Here is a 21,645-nt window from a genome sequence, read left to right as displayed (position 1 = left end):
TCTCCTCTTCATTTATAATTTAACCCAGTAGGTGCTTCCGTCAGGCTCACGGTCCAGCAGCCCGTAATCGATCAGATACCGCCGGAGCGTTACATAATCAGATGAAGCTTCCTTCAAGATGGCGTTAACTTCCTTCTCCGTGTACTGGCGTCCGGTTTCAAAACGCTTGATCAGCTGGCGGAGAATAGCCGCTTTACGCTTCTGTTTCTTTGGGAACTCTGAGAGCGGACCTTCCGGCCCCTGCTTGAAATAAGCACTCAGGATCTCGGCATTCTCTTCCTCGGTAATCGCAAACCGCTCGTCAACCATAACCGCAGAACGGGGAATGCTGACAAAAGGCGAGGACGCCCCCGGCTTTTCTTCGGCAAGCTCCATCACCGCAAGGAACAGCTTCGCCTGCTTCACCTTTTCCCGCAGCGTAAACCGGTGATTGCGCACCGTGGAAGTGCTGCCGATACCGAGCTCCTTGGCAGCATCCCCATCGCTAAGGCTGTGCCGGAAAGCATTCAGCAGCCCCTTCTGCAGCTCCGTCAGTCCTGTAAGCTTCTTATCCAGCCCCAGCAGCCACTTAAACATGCCGCCATGCACCTGTTCCACATGAAGAGCTGCATACTTTCCGGCTTCATAATAACGGCTGTCTTCCTTGTAGATCAGACCCTTCTCAAATTCCTCTCCGCAGACAAGACATGTATAAAAACCCGAATGCTCCCGCATTTCAAACCGGTAACCCTGCTTAAGCTCACTAATGGAGGCATTCCAGAACTTTTCGGAAATGCTAATCGATTCATTGCCATCTGCCAACGTCATCACCCAATTCATCATCAATTATATAGACATATTATCATTTTGTTTGTTATTTTACAACTATCTAATTACATTGTTTACAAAACAGGCGGAAACGGCTTCGCTGCCCTTTAAATCTTTAAACACAAAACAGCCGCGCCGTCCTTCGCCGGACAACGTGACCGTTTTGATTTCAGTGTAGTGTTGTCTGGAGAACCCTTTATCCGTCCCTCGGCCATACCAAGTGGAAAAAGGAAAACTAATTTGCTTGAACCCCCAAATTTTTCGCAGCTGAGGTGGAAAAAGGGCAGCTAATTCGGCTCAGTTCGCCCGTGATGAAGGAATATGGCCTGATTAAGTTTCCTTTTTCCACTTCAGTCTCACAATTGCTGGTTTTGGGGAGAAATAAGTTCCCTTTTTCCAACTAGCACTGCTACCCGGTCCCCCTCATAAAAGCAGCCTTATCCTTAGTCATCTCTGACCCATGGATAAGGCTGTTTCTTGGTTTTTAAGACAAAAGCGATTCGGCGCCATCAATTATGATCTGCGCTCCGGTAATATGAATCGCGTCATCCGAAGCGAGAAAAGAGACCAGGTCGGCTACATTTTCCGGTTTGCCGGGACCGTCAGCAAGGGGCTGGGCTCCCTCCGGGAACTCAATCGGGATGACGATCGTTTCCACTTCCTCATTAAATTCTGTACTTTCATCGATGTTAGTGGAGATCGCTCCCGGACAAATAACGTTAACCCGGATTTTGAACTTCGCCAGCTCCAGCGCCGCCATTTTGGCAAAAGCAACCTGTCCGGCTTTGGTGGTGCTGTACGGTGACCAGCCAAAGCTGGCAAACCGGCTGTTTCCGTTGATAGAGCTGGTGATGATGATGCTTCCTTTACCCTTTTCCTTGAGATGCGGGATGCTGTATTTCAGTGTCAGGAAAGTCCCCGTCAGATTCACGGACATTGTACGCTCCCAGTCACTCAGACTCAGCTCCTCAATCGGACCTACCGCACCATTGATGCCGGCATTGGCAAAAACAATGTCCAGTCCGCCGAAATGCTCAACGGTCCTGCGCACCGCCTCTTCCATACGCTTCTCGTCCGAAGTGTCCACATCAATGGCCAGGGCACAGTCCTTGCGCAGCTTGTTCAGCTTTTGTTCCAGAACGGAGGTACGTTCATTAACCAGATCAAATAATGCTACATTTGCGCCTTCACGGGCCATCTGAATCGCTGTCGCTCTGCCGATTCCGGAGCCCGCTCCTGTAATGATGGCTGTTTTACCGAGGAAACGCTTCTTTTTCATTATATTTGGGCTCATATGTACACTCCCTTTCCATGTCGTCCACCATAGTGGCTCTGTTTCAAGATTACCCAAACAGGCCCTGATTATAATCATTTTATGCAAATATTGTTTGTTAAACGCCAAGTAGAAACGGCTACGCTGTCCTTCTTAAGAGTCTATGCTTCCGAAGCAGCGATACAGAGTATCGCTTTCAGGTACCCGTTTCAGCGGGATATAGAAGGATAATTTATAGCGTGAAGCATAGAAATTCTTATATTTCAAAAAAGCCCCGCTCCCGCGAGGCCACTCCTTCACTTATTCACCCGTTCACTTCTCCAGCTGCCGCACATCCACCTTGACCGTCAGCGTTCCCCCAACCCCGCGGTACACTCCTTTTACCGGAACGATATCCTTGTAGTCCCTGCCATGCCCCAGCTTAATGTACCGCCAGTTCACCTCCATGTTATTCGTAGGATCAAAGCCCAGCCAGCCGGTGCCGGGAATATGCGTCTCGACCCAGGCATGCGAAGCCTGCTCGAAATCGGCATTGCCGCCCTGAAGATCTCCGACAAAATGATAACCGCTGACATACCGGGAAGGCAGTCCGACGCTGCGGCAGACCGCAATCATCAGATGGGCGTAATCCTGGCATACCCCCCGTTTGAGCTTCAGCGCTTTTTTAACAGTGGTGTTGACACTTGTGGCTTCGGGGTCATACGTAAACTGCTCGTAAATCGTTGAAGACAGCTTTTGGGTCCATTTATACATATCCTCTGCCGCATCAAACGGATGCTGTGAAGCAAATTCAACCAGCTCAGGTGTCACTTCCGTGTAACGGGTAGGCAATATGAACTCCACATACCGGTTCTGGAACTTCTCATCATTCAGCAGCTTCACTTGCTCCTCCAGCGGAATATGCGGCAAATCCGAGCCTTGCGCCTTATCCAGCGTAACCACAGTGGCTTTGGTGCGGATCACCATTTCGGTATGCGGCTTATTTACAGAATAAGCATGAACCCGGTTGCCAAAAAAATCCTCATACGTCAGCAGATTCGCCGGCGGAAATACTTCTACCTCATGATGGTAGCAGGATTGCCGGTAATTGGTGCGCGGCGTCAGACGAATTTCATTGACACTGTCCGTAACCGGCTCCGGGTAGCTGTACGTCGTTGTATGATCGATCTGAATTTTCATGCGGACACTCCTTCACGGCGAAAAAAGGCGCCTTCCATCGTTCTCCCCAGCTTCTGGCAGGAACCCATCAACGACTGCAGCACGTCCTCCACTAGATCGCCGGACATCTCTTCCTTTTCCATATAATCAAGCTCAGCCTTAATCTTGCCGGCCTGGCGGATTACCCGCTCATGTCCGGAGCCTTTCTCGGAAGAATCCAGCCTTAGCTTCGCTAAATGCTCTTCCAGCTTGTGGAACGAGAAGCGGATCGAACGGGGAAAATAGGCATTCACGATCAGGAACTCCAATATGCTCTCCGGTGACATCGCATCTGCATAATACCGCCGGAAGGCCTGATAGCCGCTTACTGATTTGAGCACCGCCTGAAGCTGGGTGTAGATCGCGTTAATATCCTTGGACTTGCAGGATACCGTTACCGCCTGCAGAATCCGGGTCGTATTCTCTGCCCTTTCCAGAAACCGCCCGCTCCCGATGAACCGCCATTCATTGCCCCGCAGCATCACGGACTGCTCTGCACCGAGGAACATGGCCGCACGCTCTTTTACCTGCTGGTAGAACTGATGGGGACCGCTCAGAATATCCGCCACCGACTGCTCCCCAAGCCACAGGTTGAAGCTGTTGATGATATCCCACAGCTCGCTGGGGAGATGCTGCCTCAGAGTGCGAAGATTATTTCTGGCCTGATGGACACAAGAAAACAAAGAATTAGCATTGCCAAGATCAAGTGTAATGAAGGATAAAACATCCTGCTCGGAGAAGCCGTCAAACTGCTGTTGATATTCATTCCGGACACCCAGCGCATCAATCAGTCTGGACCACTTGTGCCCCTCCGCCCGGAAATCCTCTTCCTGTTGAATATGATAATGAACATCGATCAGCCGTGCGTGATTCTCCGCCCGCTCAATGTATCGGCCAATCCAGAACAAAGCCTCCGCGTTGCGATTCAGCATCGTACCACTCCCTCGTTAACGTATAGATGCCGCACTTTGTTAAGATATATGATTGTAAATGTTCCATACTGACGTTATCCTGCCAATTCCTGCCCTTAAGCCATTACCCAAGTATCCTTCACACCGCCCCCCTGTGATGAGTTGACCACCAGCGATCCTTCCTTCATGGCGACACGGGTCAGCCCCCCTGGAATGACATGCGGCTTGCGGTCCGCACCCATCAGCACAAATGCCCGCAGGTCAATATGGCGCGGAGTCATGCGGCCTCCGGAAAGCACCGGTGCTCTCGACAGTGACATTATGGGCTGGGCGATGTAGCGGGCCGGATCGGCAAGAATTTTTAGCCGGAAATCCGCCAGCTCGTCTTTGGAGGCCTCGCTGCCAATCAGCATGCCATACCCGCCGGATAACGAGGTTTCTTTAACTACCATTTCTTTCAGATGATCCAGCACATACTGGCGTTCCATCGTCCTGGACAACAGATAGGTAGGGACATTGCCCAGAATAGGTTCTTCGTTCAGATAATACCGGATCATATCCGGGACGTATACGTACATCGCTTTATCATCGGCAACACCGGTTCCCGGTGCATTGGCTATGGCAATATTTCCTGCCCGGTAGGCATTCATCAACCCGGCCACTCCCAGGAGTGAATTCGGCTGAAACGCCAGCGGATCTAAGAAATCATCATCCAATCTGCGGTACAATACATCCACGCGCCGCATCCCGTTCATTTCCTTCAGATACACCTTGTGGTCCTGGGCAACCAAATCCCGGCCTTCTACCAGATGAATTCCCATTTGCTGGGCCAGAAACGCATGTTCATAGTAAGCAGAGTTATATTCACCCGGAGTCAGCAGGGCAATCACCGGGTCCTTCGTCCGGGACGGGGAAAGGCTGCGCAATACAGAGAGGAACCGGTTCAAGCTGTGATCCACATCCCGGATGGAGCTGGCCAAAGACAATTCAGGAAACAACTGGTTCATCAGGGATCTGCCTTTAAATAGGTAGGAAAACCCTGAAGGAGTCCGCAAATTGTCCTCAAGCACATAATATTCCCCGTCGTGATGACGGATCAGGTCAATCCCCGAGGTCGTGACGTAAGCGCCGCCGGGCACCCGCAAGCCGGACATCTCCGGACGGAAATAGCAATTGGAGATGATCATGCGGCGCGGCACAATGCCGTCTTTGACGATGAATTGCTCATGATAAATATCGTGAATGAACAGATTCAAGGCTGTGATCCGCTGAACAATCCCGGCTTCCAGCCGCTCCCATTCCCCTTTGGGGATAATCCGCGGAATCATATCAAAGGGAATCGTACGCTCCATAGGATGGTCCTGTGCAGGATTGTACAGTGTAAAGGTAATTCCCTCTTCCATCATCCGACGCTGCATCATTTTCTGTTTGAGCTGCAGCTCTTCGGGGCTCATCCCGGAAAACATGCGGTTCACATGTTTGTAATGCGGCCGGATACTCCGTTCATCAGCATACATTTCATCGTAAAAATGCTGCAGCGGATACGGAGACAGTCCGGGCAGAGGATCAAGTTTGGACATGAGCCCGACTCCTTTCGGATCAATATGGTATGTTATGTTTATTGACAAAGTATTGCATATTTCAAAAATCAACATACAAAAATATTAAAATATACATTCATAATACGTAAACGATGTCGCTAATGTCAATATATATAACAAGAGAGTGGAGTTTATTATCCATGTTACAGGCTTGAAATCGCTTCCTTTCTCAGAAAGTGTTGATCAAGGATATGTATATGAGGAATACATAGAATTGTATGCGGGAGAGTTGACAAGCAGTACTATTATGAATTTTTCATATATTGAATTTTTATGGTATTTTCCATGAAAAAGAGCGGCCGATGCTTCTATTAAAGAGGCACGTCCGCTCTTGGCGTCCAAGATTCCTATGGTTTGGTTAAAAAGACCTGGCTCTATTCCTGTTTTTCGTTATCCTCTTCCGCGGAAATCATACCGGCGAAAAGAGCGTGGACGAACTGGGTAGAGTCAAATGGCTGCAAATCCTCCATCTTCTCGCCTAAGCCGACGAGCTTCACCGGAAGATTCATTTCCTGACGGATGGCAACGACAATCCCGCCTTTGGCCGTGCCGTCCAGCTTAGTCAGCACCAGGCCGGTGACACCGCTTTTTTCACCAAAAAGCTTGGCCTGGGTCAATGCATTCTGACCCGTGGTGGCATCCAGCACCATCAGCACCTCATGCGGTGCACTGGGAATCTCGCGCTGAATGACACGGAAGATTTTGTTAAGCTCTTCCATGAGATTGCTTTTGTTCTGCAGTCTGCCTGCAGTGTCGCAGATGAGCACATCCACATTCCGCTGCTTGGCAGCCTGCACAGCATCGAACATCACAGCAGCCGGGTCAGAACCAGCCTGCTGCTTGATGACATCTACACCCGCACGCTGTCCCCAGACTTCCAATTGCTCTATGGCCCCCGCCCGGAAGGTATCGCCTGCGGCGAGCAGAACCTTTTTGCCCTCTTGTTTGTAGCGGTGCGCCAGCTTGCCGATGGTAGTCGTCTTGCCGACACCGTTTACCCCGACGAACAGAATGACAGTAATGCCGTCCGGGTTCTCCCTCAGGCTGTTGTCATCGTCACCGCGCAGCAGCTCCATCAGCTTCCGGGACAGAATGGGCTGCAGCTCGGATGCATCCTCGATACGCTTCTGCCTCACTTCTGCTCTCAGTTCCTCAACGAGAGTCATCACAGTATTTACACCGACATCCGCGCCGATCAGAATCTCTTCCAATTCCTCATAGAACTCTTCATCTATCTTCTTGCGGCGGGAGATCAGGTCGGATACCTTCTCCACGAACCCCTTGCGTGTCTTTTCCAGACCGTCGCGGAATTGTTTTGTTACGCTCTCCGTTTTGCCGGAGATGCTTTCTTTTAATTTTCGGAAAAAGCTCATCGTGTTCCTCCTAAAAGTTTTGTGGGCATAACCAGCTTCGAAGCCATTGGACTAAGCAATCTCCGCTTCCTCATCCTCCAGTTTAACCGACACCAGCTTGGATACGCCGCCTTCTTCCATCGTAACACCATAGAGCACATCCGCTTCTTCCATGGTTCCCTTGCGGTGAGTGACAACAATAAACTGTGTCTGTTCCGAGAATTCGCGCAGATACTGGGCAAAGCGCACCACATTGGCTTCATCGAGGGCAGCTTCGACCTCATCCAGCACGCAGAACGGCACCGGCTTGACCTGCAGGATGGCGAACAGCAGCGCCATGGCTGTAAGTGCCCGCTCTCCACCGGATAGAAGCTGCAGATTTTGCAGTTTTTTGCCGGGAGGCTGGGCGACAATATCAATCCCTGTGTCCAGCATATGCTCAGGGTCCAGCAGCATCAGATCGGCCCGTCCGCCGCCGAACAGCTTGGTGAATACGGTGCCGAATTCACGGCGGATGGCGTCAAAGGTCATCTTGAACCGTTTGGACATTTCCTCTTCCATCTCACGGATAACGTGGTACAGCGTGGTTTTAGCTTCTACCAGGTCATCCTTCTGGCCGCTCAGGAAAGTAAACCGCTCATGCACGCGCTGATACTCCTCAATCGCTCCCAGATTCACCTCGCCCAGTGAAGAAATGCTGCGTTTGAGACGCTGCACCTCCATCTGGGCGGCAGGCACATCCTCAGGCACCGCATAACGCTGCTTCGCCAGCTCATAGCTGAGCTCATAGTCGTCGCTCAGCTTGCGCAGAATGTTGTCCAGCTCCACATCAAGCCGCCCTACGGCTACTTCTGTGGAGCGCAGCTTGTCGTCAACGGATTTGAGCGCCTGGCGCTGATCCTTGGTTTCGCCTTCGGCCAGCTCCAGCTTGCGTGTCAACGCCGCACGGTCGGCGCGCGCCAGATCCAGCTTGGCCGCTGTCTCATCTTTTTTCAGCCGATAGCTGTTCAGGTCTTCTTTCTGCTTCACAGCTTCCTTCGTGTTTTCTTCCAGATCCTTCTCTATCGTGATCAGCAGACTGCGGCTCTGGCGCAGCTCTTTATCCTGCGAACCCGCATCCTGTCTCATGCGCCGCACCTGCTCTTCCAGAGAGAAAATCTCCTGGTCCAGCTTGCCCTCTGTGACCTTCATCCCGGTCAGCTTGCTCTGCAGCTCTTCCTTAGCCGACTCATTCGCCTTGCGCGCAGATTCAGCACTCCGGATCGCCTCATGGGCTTCTTTCTCTTCCTTCTCCAGCCGTTCCAGCTCAGCAGCCGCCTGCTTGCGGCTCTCCTCCAGCGCCCGTACCTCGCTCTCGAACCCGCTGCGCTCGGCACCGGCTCCGTCGACCTGCTCCTGCACATGGCGAAGCTCTTGCTCCAGCTGCTTCAGATCACCAGAGACGCGCTGCTCCTCCAGACGCTTCTCATCACCGTTATGGCGCAGCTCCTCCAGCTTCCGTGAAGCATTCTCCTGCTCCTCCCGCAGCCGGCTGATGCCCTGCTTCAGCTTCGCGATCTGCCGCTCGCTCTCCTCAATCTCGCTGAACAACTGGTCCAGCTGACGCTTACGGCTTAACAGGCTGTTATTCTTCTTGTGCTGGCTTCCCCCAGTCATGGAACCGCCCGCATTGACAACGTCACCCTCTAGTGTCACCACTCTATACCGGTACTGGCACTTGGCAGCAATGCGGTTCGCCTGTTCCAGGCTCTCGGCGATAACCACATTTCCCAGGAGACTGCCGACTATACTTGCATATCTGTCTTCGAAACCCACCAGCTCAGAACCAATTCCAACAAAACCGTCCGCACCTTCCACCATGCTGCGGTCGCTTCCGCCGATCTGCCGGGCACGGATGACATCGAGCGGCAGAAAGGTTGCACGTCCCAGCTGACGCTGTTTCAGAAAGCTAATCGCTTGCCGGGACACCGCCTCGTTATCCATTACCACATGCTGGAGCGAAGCGCCCAGCGCAGTCTCGACAGCCATTTCCAGCTTCTCCGGAACGGAGATCAGCTCAGCGACAGCACCGTGTACGCCACTTAGCTGACCTTTGCGCGCACCCTTCAGCACCTCTTTGACGCCGAGCATAAATCCGTCAAAATCATCCTGCATTTCCTTCATCGTCTCATGCCGGGAAACCTGGGCTTCACGCTTCTGCTCCCATTTGCGGAGTCCGCTCTGTGTCTCCTCCAGCAGCTTCTGCCGTTTGCTGGTTTGCTCGCTCTCTGTGATGTATGCATTGCGGAGCGAACTGATCTCTTTGCCCAGGCCGGCAATTTTATCCTTTAGCCCGTTTTGGGCAGAGGTCAATTCCTTCAGCCTCGTGGTCCATTTCCCGCTCTCTTCCTGGCTGCGGCTCATTCTGCGCTCCAGGCTTTCTTTCTGCTGGTCCGCATAACGGATTTCATTCCGGGCCTGGGCCATCAGATTCATCAGCTCAAGCAGCGAACTCTTCAACTGCTCTTCCTTGCTCTGGTTAATGCCTCCGGCTACGCCTTCCAGCCTGGACTCTTCATCCGCAATCTGTGTTCGCAGCTCTTCAAGAGCCAGCCGGGTTTGCTGCAGCTTATGCTCCAGCTCGGCAAGCTCACGCTGCCTGCCCTCGGAACGTTCTCCCACCGATCCAAGGGTAGCCAGCAGCTGCTCCCGGTTGCTCTCCAGATTGCGTCTGCGTTCCTTCAGCAGCTCACCGTAGCCTTCGCTTTTCTCATTAGCTTCACTATAACGCAGCAGCTGCTCCTGCAGCTTCTCCACTTCTTCTTCCAATGCGCGCAGCTCGGCGCGTCCGCTTTCAAGCTTGGCATCATGAGCCGAAACGATTGTGGACAGCTCAAGCTGCTCGTCGCGCAGCACTTCCAGACGGTCATTGCCTTCCTTCCACGCGGTATGTATGCCTTCGATCTGGTGGACATACACAGAGATCTCCAGCTGCTTGAGCTGCTCGCGCAGTTCCTTGTAACGGATCGCCTTCTCGGACTGCTCCTTCAGCGGCCCCACCTGATCCTCCAGCTCACTGATCAGGTCATGAATGCGCAGCAGATTCTGCTCGGTTTCATCGAGCTTGCGCGCCGCATCTCTTTTGCGTGATTTATATTTAACAATCCCTGAGGCTTCTTCAAATATGCCGCGCCGGTCCTCGGAACGGGTGCTGAGTATTTCTTCAATCCGGCCTTGTCCAATAATCGAATAAGCCTCGCGCCCGATGCCGGTATCCATGAACAGCTCAGTGATATCCTTCAGACGGCAAGCCTGCTTATTGATCAAGTATTCGCTCTCTCCGCTGCGATGCACACGGCGGGTTACCGTCACCTCGCTGAAATCCAGAGGCAGCGCATGATCCTCGTTATCCAGCGTAAGCGACACTTCCCCGTAGTTCACAGCCTTGCGCGCATCGCTCCCGGCAAAAATAATATCCTCCATCTTGCCACCGCGCAGGGATTTGGCGCTTTGTTCGCCCAGCACCCAGCGGATACCGTCGGAAATATTGCTTTTGCCGCTGCCGTTCGGACCCACTACGGCTGTAATTCCGCGCACGAATTCCATTTCCGTTTTGTCGGCAAATGATTTAAAGCCAGCTAATTCAATCCGTTTCAAAAACATACCCTCTTATTCACCTCTGCCCCATTATACCATAGCGGTTCACCGCCTAAAATAGCCCTAAAACACCGGACCCCTGGCGGACTTCAGCTCCTGATTGCCACAAGCGGAAACGGCTTCGCCGTCCATTTTAAGGATGGTATCGTTACAAAAATCCAGTCTGTATTCTGAAAAAGAGCAGCAAAAGTCTGAGCTCCGCCAGTACGCCGGCTTTCAGACCATTGCTGCTCTCCTCCGCGAGACTAAAAATAAACCCTAAACCTGCAGCCGGCACTTAAGCGCCATCTTCCTTCAGCCGCAAAAGTGCTGCCGCTGCCGCCTGCTGCTCCGCTTCTTTCTTGGAACGTCCACTGCCGCTGCCAAGTGACCGGCCCGCCATATAAACCTCAGAGACGAATTCCCGTTCATGTGCCGGTCCGCGTTCTTCAATAATCCGATATTCCAGCGTACCCATTCCGTGATGCTGAATCAGCTCCTGAAGCTCCGTTTTGAAATCGCTCATCTGCATTTGCAGCTTGCCGTCCGTCTCCACCAGCGGGAATACATGATTATCCAGAAACCGCCGGGCCGTTTCCAGCCCCTGGTCCAGGTAAAGCGCTCCCACAAAGGATTCGAACACATCGGCCAGCAAGGCCGGGCGGGTTCTGCCGCCCGTAAGTTCTTCCCCTTTACCCAGCAGTACGTAACGCCCAAAGCCCAGACTCTCGGCAAATCTGACTAAGGACGGCTCGCATACGATTGCCGCGCGCAGCTTGGTCAGTTCACCTTCAGGTCTGTCCGGAAGCAAATTGTACAAATATTCAGACACCGTCAGCTCCAGAACCGCATCGCCCAGAAATTCCAGGCGCTCGTTGTCCTGATGCTGATTGAACCGGTGTTCATTCACATATGAGGCATGGGTAAAGGCCTGCTTCAGAAGTACAGCATCGTGAAATTGGATTTGAAGTTGGCTTTGTAACTGCTTCAGGTCTCCTTTCACCGCACTGTCTCCCTTACTGATTATATTTTTTGAGAATTACTGTAGCGTTATGTCCTCCGAAGCCAAAAGAATTGGACATAACGATGTTAAGATCTGCTTTGCGCGGAACATTCGGAACATAGTCCAAGTCGCATTCCGGGTCAGGATTGTCCAAATTAATGGTTGGCGCGATCATTCCCTTTTGCAGAGACAATCCGCAAATAATCGCTTCCACACCCCCGGCAGCACCAAGCAAGTGGCCTGTCATGGATTTGGTGGAACTGATCGCGACCTTGTAGGCATGATCTCCCAGAGCCTTCTTAACAGCAGAAGTTTCTGACTTGTCGCCTACAGGGGTGGAAGTTCCATGTGCGTTAATGTAATCAATCTCTTCAGGTGCAATTCCGGCATCGCGGATCGCCATCTTAATGCAGCGTGCTGCACCATCCGGGTCCGGCTCTGTCATATGATGGGCATCTGCGCTGAGACCGTAGCCAATCACTTCCGCATAGATCTTGGCACCGCGTTTCTCGGCATGCTCCAGTGATTCAAGAATCAGAATCCCTGCACCTTCGCCCATTACGAATCCGTCACGGTCCATGTCAAACGGACGGCTGGCCTTCTCAGGCTCTTCGTTGTGTGTAGACATTGCTCTCATGGCACAAAAGCCGGCCATTCCGGTAGGACGGATGGTAGCCTCCGAACCGCCGCAGATCATCGCATCCGCATCGCCGCGCTGGATCAGGCGGAAGGACTCCCCAATCGAATGGCTTCCTGTTGCACAGGCCGTCACTGTTGTTGTGTTCGGACCTTTGGCACCTAAGCTGATCGACAGCTGCCCTGAGCCCATGTTGGCAATCATCATGGGAATGAAGAACGGGCTGACACGTTTGGGGCCTTTCTCCAAAAGGAGATTATGGTTGTCTTCCCATGTGCCCAGTCCTCCAATACCGGAACCGACGGATACCCCGATCCGTTCCGCATCGATGCCTTCACCGATCACAAGTCCGCTGTCCTTCAGCGCATCTTCTCCGGCGGCCACGGCAAACTGGACAAAACGGTCCATCTTCCGTGCTTCTTTGCGGCCAAACCGTTCCTCTGGATCAAAGTCTTTGACTGATGCTGCAATTTTGGTAGTGTACTCACTGACATCAAAGGTATCTACCGTTGAGACTCCGGACTTGCCGCTCATCAGATTATCCCAGAACGTATCCAAATCCGTACCCAGCGATGTTATCACGCCCATACCTGTAACAACTACTCTATGATTCAAACGCAATCACCCCATCTGTAGGCTGTATCTTCTTGTAAGAAAAACTATATAAACTTAGGTCGCCGCAAGGTCAAACCTTGCGCGATTCAGTTATTTTCCCCGTAAAGGTGCATGTGGCATCCTTTGTTGCTGCTATGGCTCTGTAAAATGAGGAGAAGTCCCGCCCTCTGTAGGAACGGGACTCTCAATCATATGACTCTAGGTATGAGATTGTATGTACTTCACAACTTCACCCACGGTCGTAATCTTCTCTGCATCTTCATCAGAGATTTCCATATCGAATTCATCTTCCAATTCCATAACCAATTCTACTACATCAAGAGAATCAGCACCCAAATCATCTTTGAAAGACGCTTCTAATGTTACCTCAGCTTCATCGGCTCCTAAGCGGTCGATGACAATGCGTTTTACACGCTCCAATACATCGGACATCCGGTTCACCTCCTCTTTTGGTATTATACGAGATATGAAGTCAAAATACCATAGAGCTCAAAAAACGCTTTCCGGCCGCCCCAACTCTCTCCCACTGTAAGACATTACAGCTTTTTCGGCCTTACATGTACATTCCGCCATCCACGTGAAGCGTCTGGCCTGTCATGTAGGCTGCCCCTTCCGAGGCCAGAAATACAACTGTCATGGCAATATCCTCCGGCCGCCCGAGTCTGGCAAGGGGAATCCCCTTCACATACTCACTGCGGACTTCATCGGACAGCTGATGCGTCATTTCGGTATCGATAAATCCTGGCGCAATGCAGTTTACCGTGATTCCCCGTGAAGACAGCTCACGCGCCGCCGACTTGGTCATCCCAATGATGCCTGCTTTGGCTGCAGAATAGTTCAACTGCCCTGCATTCCCGATCACGCCAATAACCGAAGAAATGTTGATAATCCGGCCATAACGCTGCTTCATCATCGGGCGGGTAGCTGATTTCAGACAGTTGAACACACCTTTGAGGTTCGTTTCAATAACCTGGTCGAATTCTTCTTCCTTCATGCGCATGATCAGATTATCCCGGGTGATGCCGGCATTATTGACCAGAATATCAATCTTCCCCCAGGTATCAATAACCTCTTTAACCATACTTTCCGCCTGCTGGCTGTTGCCGACATCGCCCCGGATGGCAATGGCCTCGGAGCCAAGCTCAATGATGCGGGCTACGGTCTCCTGAGCAGCTGCTTCGTTACCGGAATAATTCACGGCTACTTTCACACCATGCTCCGCAAGCTGAAGCGCAATACTGCGGCCGATGCCGCGGGACCCGCCTGTAACGAGAGCGGTCTGGCCTTTTAATGCTGAGAACATCGCTTATCCCCTTTCATCCATTCCACATCGCTTGATTACACCGGGCTTACCAGCCAGCCTCAGCACTTTCAAGACTGTTGATATTGACAACCTTGACGGTCTTGTCAATCTTACGGATCAATCCTGCCAGCACACTGCCGGGTCCGATCTCCACAAAGGTGTCTACTCCGGCAGCAATCAGCCACTCTACACTATCCTGCCACAATACAGGAGAAAATACCTGCTGCATCAAAAGTTCCCGGATTTCATCGGGGTCTGTGACTGCTGTTGCGTTCACATTAACAACTACCGGCACCGAAGGCGTGTTGATAGTTACTTTTCCCAATTCGGCAGCCAGGCGTTCAGCCGCTTCCTTCATTAAGGAAGAATGAAAGGGGCCGCTTACTTCAAGCGGAATGGCCCGTTTGCCGCCAATTTCCTTGATGCGCTGAGCAGCTTCTTCAACCCCTGCTTTGGAACCGGAAATTACAATTTGCCCGGGGCAGTTGACGTTGGCAAGTTCTACAGAGTTGCCGGCTTCCGATATGGAACGGCACAGCTCTGCCAGGGCTTCACGCTCTGCGCCAAGCACTGCCGCCATCGCCCCTTGTCCGCCGGGAACCGCTTCTTCCATAAAGCGTCCGCGCAGACGCACCAGGCTCACTGCCTCTTCATAAGCCAAAGCTCCGGCGGCTACCAGCGCGCTGTATTCCCCGAGGCTGTGTCCCGCAACATAATCAGGATTCACGCCGTGTTGACGCAGGGCCTCAAGGTAAGCCGCACTGGTCGTTACAAGCGCGGGCTGTGTATTCACTGTCTGCTTCAGTTCACTGTCCGGCCCTTCAAAAATAAGGCGGCTAAGCGGAAAGCCAAGCACTTCATCACCCTTTTCGAATACCGCACGGCTGTGCGGAAGAGCATCATACACATCCTTACCCATACCCACTGCCTGTGCACCCTGGCCGGGAAAAACAAATGCAATTTTACCCATATGTCTGAACTCCTTCTCGTTGAACGGCTGGGACGCCAGCCTGATCCGGCTGTCCTGAAGCCACTTCCTTCTATAATATATAGGTTCAGCTGACTACCAGATCAGGACAGAAGCCCCCCAAGTAAGTCCGCCGCCAAAACCGACCATCAGCAAGGTGTCGCCTTCCTTGATCCGGCCTTCTTCCGCAGCTTCAACCAGCGCAAGCGGAATCGAAGCCGCAGATGTATTTGCGTATTTGTCAACATTGATTACGCATTTCTCGGGCGGCAAATCCAGACGCTGCATCGCGGATTGAATGATGCGGATGTTCGCCTGATGCGGAATGAACAGATCAATGTTCTCTTTGCCGAGTCCCGCTTTGGTAAGGACGCGCTCTGTAGCCGTGCCCATAACCCGGACCGCGAATTTGAAAACCTCACGGCCGTTCATATAGAGGAAATGCTTCTTATCTTCAATGGTCTGATGAGAGGCCGGCAGACGTGAGCCGCCTGCTTCTATATTCAGCAGACTGCCGCCAGAGCCTTCCGCACCGAGATCGAAGGACTGAAAGCCTCTTCCTTCAGGAACCTCGCCGATAATAACGGCACCGGCACCATCACCGAACAATACGCAGGTGTTGCGGTCAGTATAATCCGTAATGCGTGACAAGGTGTCCGCTCCGATAACCAGAGCATTATTGTACATACCGTTCTGGATAAAGCCGGTTGCCGTTGCCAGACTGTATACGAACCCGGAGCAGGCTGCCGACAAGTCAAATGCCGCTGCGCCTTTTGCTCCCAGCTTGTCCTGCAGAATGCACGCTGTTGATGGGACCGTGCTATCCGGAGTAACAGTCGCTACAATAATAAGATCCAAATCTTCAGCCTTCATGCCTGCTGAATCCAGCGCCTTGAGCGCGGCTTCATAAGCCAGATCCGAGGTGGCTTCATGCGGGGCGGCAATATGCCGTTCCCGGATGCCCGTCCGGCTGACAATCCATTCATCGTTGGTTTCGACCATTTTCTCCAGATCGCTGTTGGTTAATATTTGTTCAGGCACATATTTTCCTGTTCCGATAATTCCTACCGGCCGCAATTGTTGTTTCATGTCTTCACTCACTTCCCGCTGATTTCCTTCGATATGCTGGCTACCAAATCCGCTTGCAAGGCAATCCGGGCCTGTCTGACCGCATTCTTCACCGCATTGCCGTCAGAAGAGCCATGCCCTTTCACTACCAGCCCGCTCAGGCCTAGCAACGGAGCTCCGCCATGCTCCTTGTAATCCATTTTCCCCTTGAGGCCTCTAAGCTCCGGCATGAGGATAGCCGCGCCCAACTTCGTCTTGAGCGACTTGCTGAATTGTTCCTTAAGCAAAGAGAACATCGCACCCGCTGTTCCTTCCAGCGTTTTCAATAGTATATTCCCGGCAAAACCGTCGCAGACAAGCACATCGCACCCGCCCGTGAGGACATCGCGCGCTTCCACATTGCCGACAAAATGAATGCCCTGCAGCGCTTCAAGCAGCGGGTAAGTTTCCTTGGTCAGCTCATTGCCTTTGCCCGGCTCAGTGCCCACATTCAGCAGACCCACACGCGGCTTCGCAATGCCATGAACCTGGCTGCGGTAGATGCTGCCCATCAGCGCATATTGCACCAGATGCTGCGGCTTGGCGTCCATGTTCGCGCCCAGATCCAGCGCCAGAACCCCCACCTCATCCAGCGTTGGGATCATAGGGGCAAGAGCAGGGCGTTCGATCCCCTGCATTCTCCCCACGACCAGCAGCCCTGTAGTCATTAGGGCTCCGGTGTTCCCGGACGAAATCATGGCATCCGCTTCACCTTCGCGCACCATGCGCCCGGCAACCACCATCGACGAATCCTTTTTGCGGCGGACGGCCTTTACCGGCTCTTCATCCGAACCGATGACATCCCCCGCGTGACGAACGGTCACGTTGGCCGGTTTATTTATCAGCAGCGGCTCCAGTCTGGCTTCATCCCCTACGAGCACTATCTGCGTATCACTCCACTCTGCAGCTGCGGACAAAGCACCCTCTACATTGCATTCAGGAGCGTTGTCCCCGCCCATTGCATCAATGGCGATCAGCACTGCGGTTTCCCCCTTCGCTGTATTCTTCAATTGCGGACCGGTACACTATGAAATGGCCCTGAAAAACCAATTCTTCACCGACATAGGTAAACACGTCCACCTCGGCTTTGCCGTTCCGGCCTGCCAGCGAACGCACCTGCGCTTTGGCAATACATTTCTCGCCTAACCGCACCATGCGGACAAACCGGATATCGGCGGAAGCCGTCAGGGCAATCTCGTCATTGATAATGGCAACCGCCAGTGAATTGGCTTGGGCGAACACATAATGTCCACGTGCGATCCCGTTTCTGGAAAATACATGGTCCTCACGAATTTCGAATATGGAAATCCCGCTGCGGTCCAGCTGCAGGTCAACGATATCACCGACTACTTCATCTGCAGGTAAGGAACGCACCTGATCATAGGAGTGCTCCGCCATCTGCTTCATCCGCTCACGCAGTTCGGGGATCCCCAGCTCCATCCGGTCCAGCCGGATCGTCTGTATGCTTACTTTGAGCTGCCGGGTCAGTTCACGGTCAGTCACAAAGGGATTACCATCTATTATCTGCAGCAGCTGCTGCTGACGCTCTTTCTTGGACATCCGCTCTATGGCGGCTCACCTCCTGGCACATGCCAAGCGGAAACGGCTCCAACGCCCTTGAAAAGGACGACATCCGTTTCTGCGATAAATATAAGGGGAATTATAGAGTAAACCCTGTATATCCTTATATTTCAAAAAAAGCATTCGGCCCTGGAAATGGCCGCTGTCATCATAGCTATAAGTTTCTAAAATATTAGAACCAGGTACTAATATGTAGTATAAAGCATGCCGCGCCAAAAATAAAGCGTTGACTTCCAAGCAGGCCTGTGGAGCCACCCCTTCACGCTAAGCAGCTCGCGCTGCGCTTGACTTTACCGGCTGATGTCCGTATCGGGGCGGATATTTCGATAAGCAAAAACGGCTGCGCTTGCACCTTGAGATGGCGGCATCAATCACGGCGGTAAACTTATGTTTTCAAAAAAAATAGCACCTCACCAGCAGATGAAGTGCTACTTTTGTTATCAAACTATTGTTTGATGATTTCTCTAGCTTTGTAAGTTCCGCAAACTTTGCATACGTGGTGAGCCAGTTTCAGCTCTCCGCATTGTTCGCATTTCACCATGCCCGGCACCACCAGTTTGAAGTGGGTGCGGCGTTTGTCACGGCGTGTTTTGGACGTTCTCCGTTGAGGTACTGCCATTTGTGTTACACCTCCTGATTCTGTTGTAACCCGTTATCACTCGGGATTTGTTCTTAGTCATCTTGCTTGGTAAAGAATCCTTTCAACGCAGCAAGTCGAGGATCGATCACTGTGTTGTCGCAACTGCAGGTGCCTTCGTTCAAATTTTGTCCGCATTTCTGACAAAGACCAAGACAGTCTGCCTTGCACAATACCGAATCCGGCAAGTGCAGTACGAAGTTTTCTTCCACAAACGGGACAAGATCCACAATCTCATCCTCAATGTAGATGAGTTCCTCATCTTCATCTTCGGGAAGAAGCGGCTGCTTAAGCCATTTGAAAGTCTCAGCAAAAGGAATGTTCAATTTACTGTTAACCTCTGTAAGGCAACGTGCACATAACATATCCACATTCCCGTTCAATTTTCCCACCACGTTCACACAATCGGCGTCCGCGGGCAGCGCTTTAAGGTCCACTGAGAGCGGTGCAACAGCAAGTATATCCTTTCGCCCTTTGACAAGCTCGCTGACATCCAGCGTTTCGTGAATGTGCAGAGGCTCGTCGGCATTAGCTAATTTGCGAAAGTGAATCTTCATCATCATCACTCCAAACAAACAAAATTTATTATACCTATTATTACCGAAGTTTGTCAACCATTTTCCCTTTATATTGTTTCAGTGTTCCGGACAATTTATGATATAGCTAAAAGGATTTCTTAAAGTCCAGAATCGGAGTGAAGCTACATTGACTACGGTCGGCATTATTGCAGAGTACAACCCTTTACATAACGGGCATGTCCACCACTTCACAGAGGCCAGGAGGTTGTCCGGCGCGGACCGCTCGATTGTCGTCATGAGCGGTCCGTTCACCCAGCGCGGCGAACCGGCGGCGGTGAGCAAGCAGGCCCGCACGGAGATGGCGCTGCATATGGGCGCCGACGTCGTGATCGAGCTGCCGGTGGCGTATGCCGTCCAGCCGGCGGAGTGGTTTGCCTTCGGAGCAGTAGCCCTGCTGGAAGCGACCGGGGTCGTGGACAGCTTGTGCTTCGGCTCCGAAGCAGGGACTTTGAGCGCGCTGCAGCCGATGGCCGAATTCCTGGCCGATGAGAGCAGCGCGCTGCAGGGCGAGATCCGCCGCCGCATGGCGCTGGGGGCGAGCTTCCCCGCCGCTTACTGCGCAGCTGCGGCGTCAGCCTGGGAAGCGTCTCTTCCGGAAGCGGAGAGACGCCCGGGTGCCGCCGGGCTGTTGCGCCAGCCGAACAACAGCCTCGGCCTGCACTACCTGATCGCGCTGCGGCGGCTCGGCAGCAAGATCAGGCCGCTTACTGCGCCGCGCACCGGCGCAGGCTTTCACGACCCGCTGCAGAGCGGGTCGCCGATTGCCAGCGCTACAGCCATCCGCCGGCTGCTGTCGGAGGGCGGATCACCTGCGGCGTACATGCCGGAGTATAGCATGTCCGTCCTGGAAAGGGAGCATGCGGCAGGCAGAGGTCCGCTGAATCTGGAAAGCTTCCGGATTCCACTGCGCCACCTGCTCGCCACCCGGACAGCCGCCGAGCTGCACGGCCTGCAGGATATGAACGAAGGCCTGGAAAACCGTCTGCTGCGGGTTCTGCCCGCCCTCCCGCACTTTACCGTGTCCGGGTTGCTGGAAGCACTGAAAAGCAAGCGCTATACCCACACCAGGCTGCAGCGTCTGCTGATCCATGCTTTGCTGAATCACAGCAAACAGGAAATGGCGCCAGCCGTGCTTGCTCAGGGTCCGGGCTACATCAGGGTTCTAGGCTTCCGGGAAAGCGGACGGCAGCTGCTAAAGCAGATGAAGCACAGCGCCGCGTGGCCTGTCTTGACCAGTCCGGCACAGTTCTCTCATCCTATGCTGGAAAGAGATCTGCAAGCGGCAGCAGCCTATGCGGGAGCATTCCGCAATCCCTCGCGTTCTGATCTGTACCGGGACTATTTGGAGCCGCCCGTCAGGATTTGACCGGCAGCTCCTGCATATATTTGAGCGCTTCGGCAAGGGTTGAGACCGGGATAAGCTTCATGTCCGTGCCTATTTGATCAGCCTTAGCCTTGGCTTCCTCATAATTTTTGACAGGGACGAAAAAAATCTCCGCCCCTTTCCGGTCCGCTGCAACAATTTTGTGCTTGACGCCGCCAATTGCGCCTACGTTGCCATCGGCCTCTATAGTGCCTGTACCTGCAACGCGGTGGCCTTTGGTCAGATCACCAGGGGTTAATTGATTGATTATCTCCATGGTGAACATCAGCCCGGCGGAAGGACCGCCGACATCCGTATCCACAAAACTTACCGTTTTTCCTTCCACTTCGGGCTTAACCTTCTGCACGGCTCCAATCACAACCCCGAGACCCGGCTTCACCGCTCCCGTCTCCTGATTTTTGACCTCCACCAGCTTAACCTCTTCCTTCACTTCCTTGCCTTCCCGCTGCAGCAGGACAGCTACCGGGTCACCAATCTTTCTGCGGGACAAAAGCGCGGATAACGCATCCGGATCAGGGATCGCCTGTCCCTCTACACTGATAATTTTGTCGCCCGGTCTGAATTGTTCACGGTTGCCGGTTCCCGGTACCGAGAATACATACAAATAGTCCACAACATCTTTATATGGAATATTAGCAGCATGATAAGCTGCCTGCACGGCAAAGGACTGCGAGCTGTTCATATAGTATACTTGCTCGGCTGCATACTCCTGTTCTGTCTTATTCCCCAGCCGCGTTTCCTTCCGGATGATCTCTGAATTCGAATTGAATACAGAGGCTATGAGAAGCGCAACATTCGCATAGCTGGCAGAAACCGTAGTCATCATAAAGGTGCCTTTTTCATCCTTATCTGCGTTCTGAACGTGAATCAACGGCGCAACCTCGGAGGCGCTCCCCGGCTGATAAACGATATAAGGTGTATTCATAAATACCGCAACATAAAGAATCACTACAAATGTGAACAAGTAGGCGGTAGCGCGGAATCCTACCCGGCGTTTTTGTTGCCTCACTGCTTTTCCCTTCTTTCCCACAGCACTTGGCTATCCATTGGAATCCCTTGGGCCAAGGCATGACGGTT

19 protein-coding genes are annotated in these 21,645 nt (G+C 52.7%); 1 reads left to right on the top strand and 18 read right to left on the bottom strand.

All coding sequences use genetic code 11. The features are described 5' to 3' along the window. Positions 1 to 12: 12 nt before the first annotated feature. The 17 genes from PRIO_RS15635 to PRIO_RS15555 all read right to left on the bottom strand — a co-directional run bounded on the left by PRIO_RS15635 (position 13) and on the right by PRIO_RS15555 (position 19,169). A complete protein-coding gene (locus PRIO_RS15635) occupies positions 13 to 807 on the bottom strand; it encodes a DUF2087 domain-containing protein (protein WP_020433373.1) in 795 nt (264 codons plus the stop codon). Between the two features lie 484 nt (positions 808 to 1,291). Continuing rightward, complete coding sequence (locus tag PRIO_RS15630) at positions 1,292 to 2,101, bottom strand: SDR family oxidoreductase (protein WP_039790931.1); 810 nt, start codon at positions 2,099 to 2,101, stop codon at positions 1,292 to 1,294. 291 nt (positions 2,102 to 2,392) lie between these two features. Next, entirely contained in the window at positions 2,393 to 3,259 is an 867-nt protein-coding gene (locus tag PRIO_RS15625; RefSeq protein WP_039839027.1) for a transglutaminase family protein, read from the bottom strand. Next, positions 3,256 to 4,209 carry an alpha-E domain-containing protein gene (locus PRIO_RS15620; protein ID WP_020433362.1) on the bottom strand — a complete coding sequence of 318 codons (954 nt, stop codon included), beginning with the start codon at positions 4,207 to 4,209 and terminating at the stop codon, positions 3,256 to 3,258. The genes PRIO_RS15625 and PRIO_RS15620 overlap by 4 nt, the downstream gene beginning before the upstream one ends. Positions 4,210 to 4,304: 95 nt before the next feature. Beyond that, the gene (locus PRIO_RS15615) at positions 4,305 to 5,768 is read right to left on the bottom strand and encodes a circularly permuted type 2 ATP-grasp protein (RefSeq protein WP_046503356.1); all 1,464 of its coding nucleotides are present in this window, start codon (positions 5,766 to 5,768) and stop codon (positions 4,305 to 4,307) included. A 395-nt stretch (positions 5,769 to 6,163) separates the two neighbouring features. Further along, entirely contained in the window at positions 6,164 to 7,162 is a 999-nt protein-coding gene (gene ftsY / locus PRIO_RS15610) for a signal recognition particle-docking protein FtsY (protein ID WP_020433353.1), read from the bottom strand. A gap of 51 nt (positions 7,163 to 7,213) precedes the next feature. Further along, on the bottom strand, positions 7,214 to 10,783 hold the full coding sequence (gene smc / locus PRIO_RS15605) for a chromosome segregation protein SMC (RefSeq protein ID WP_046503353.1): 3,570 nt from the start codon (positions 10,781 to 10,783) through the stop codon (positions 7,214 to 7,216). Positions 10,784 to 11,054: 271 nt separating this feature from the next. Next, complete coding sequence (gene rnc, locus PRIO_RS15600; RefSeq protein WP_039839031.1) at positions 11,055 to 11,759, bottom strand: ribonuclease III; 705 nt, start codon at positions 11,757 to 11,759, stop codon at positions 11,055 to 11,057. A 13-nt stretch (positions 11,760 to 11,772) separates the two neighbouring features. Continuing rightward, positions 11,773 to 13,011, bottom strand: coding sequence for a beta-ketoacyl-ACP synthase II (fabF, locus tag PRIO_RS15595; RefSeq protein ID WP_081487342.1), 1,239 nt, complete (start codon positions 13,009 to 13,011; stop codon positions 11,773 to 11,775). Between the two features lie 198 nt (positions 13,012 to 13,209). Continuing rightward, on the bottom strand, positions 13,210 to 13,443 hold the full coding sequence (locus tag PRIO_RS15590; protein ID WP_019911228.1) for an acyl carrier protein: 234 nt from the start codon (positions 13,441 to 13,443) through the stop codon (positions 13,210 to 13,212). A 121-nt stretch (positions 13,444 to 13,564) separates the two neighbouring features. Then, a complete protein-coding gene (fabG, locus tag PRIO_RS15585; RefSeq protein WP_020433340.1) occupies positions 13,565 to 14,314 on the bottom strand; it encodes a 3-oxoacyl-[acyl-carrier-protein] reductase in 750 nt (249 codons plus the stop codon). Between the two features lie 46 nt (positions 14,315 to 14,360). Then, a complete protein-coding gene (gene fabD / locus PRIO_RS15580) occupies positions 14,361 to 15,284 on the bottom strand; it encodes an ACP S-malonyltransferase (RefSeq protein ID WP_020433339.1) in 924 nt (307 codons plus the stop codon). A 93-nt stretch (positions 15,285 to 15,377) separates the two neighbouring features. Continuing rightward, positions 15,378 to 16,370 (bottom strand): beta-ketoacyl-ACP synthase III, encoded by a 993-nt coding sequence (locus PRIO_RS15575; RefSeq protein ID WP_167345625.1) that lies wholly within the window; start codon positions 16,368 to 16,370, stop codon positions 15,378 to 15,380. Between the two features lie 8 nt (positions 16,371 to 16,378). Next, on the bottom strand, positions 16,379 to 17,368 hold the full coding sequence (plsX, locus tag PRIO_RS15570) for a phosphate acyltransferase PlsX (RefSeq protein WP_020433337.1): 990 nt from the start codon (positions 17,366 to 17,368) through the stop codon (positions 16,379 to 16,381). Next, the gene (fapR, locus tag PRIO_RS15565; RefSeq protein ID WP_046503348.1) at positions 17,352 to 17,948 is read right to left on the bottom strand and encodes a transcription factor FapR; all 597 of its coding nucleotides are present in this window, start codon (positions 17,946 to 17,948) and stop codon (positions 17,352 to 17,354) included. The genes plsX and fapR overlap by 17 nt, the downstream gene beginning before the upstream one ends. Before the next feature lie 466 nt (positions 17,949 to 18,414). Next, on the bottom strand, positions 18,415 to 18,588 hold the full coding sequence (gene rpmF / locus PRIO_RS15560) for a 50S ribosomal protein L32 (RefSeq protein WP_019911234.1): 174 nt from the start codon (positions 18,586 to 18,588) through the stop codon (positions 18,415 to 18,417). 53 nt (positions 18,589 to 18,641) lie between these two features. Beyond that, entirely contained in the window at positions 18,642 to 19,169 is a 528-nt protein-coding gene (locus PRIO_RS15555) for a YceD family protein (protein ID WP_331709839.1), read from the bottom strand. A gap of 142 nt (positions 19,170 to 19,311) precedes the next feature. Between PRIO_RS15555 and PRIO_RS15550 the strand changes: the two genes are divergently transcribed. Next, a complete protein-coding gene (locus tag PRIO_RS15550; protein WP_046503337.1) occupies positions 19,312 to 20,550 on the top strand; it encodes a tRNA(Met) cytidine acetate ligase in 1,239 nt (412 codons plus the stop codon). On the opposite strand, the gene PRIO_RS15545 is transcribed toward PRIO_RS15550, so the two are convergent. Beyond that, positions 20,540 to 21,577, bottom strand: a complete 1,038-nt coding sequence (locus tag PRIO_RS15545) for a SepM family pheromone-processing serine protease (RefSeq protein WP_046503334.1) — start codon at positions 21,575 to 21,577, stop codon at positions 20,540 to 20,542. The genes PRIO_RS15550 and PRIO_RS15545 overlap by 11 nt on opposite strands. Positions 21,578 to 21,645: the final 68 nt, after the last annotated feature.

It is taken from the genome of Paenibacillus riograndensis SBR5 (genome assembly GCF_000981585.1).
Classification (GTDB): domain Bacteria; phylum Bacillota; class Bacilli; order Paenibacillales; family Paenibacillaceae; genus Paenibacillus_AQ; species Paenibacillus_AQ riograndensis.
This window is presented reverse-complemented; position numbering and strand designations above follow the sequence as displayed.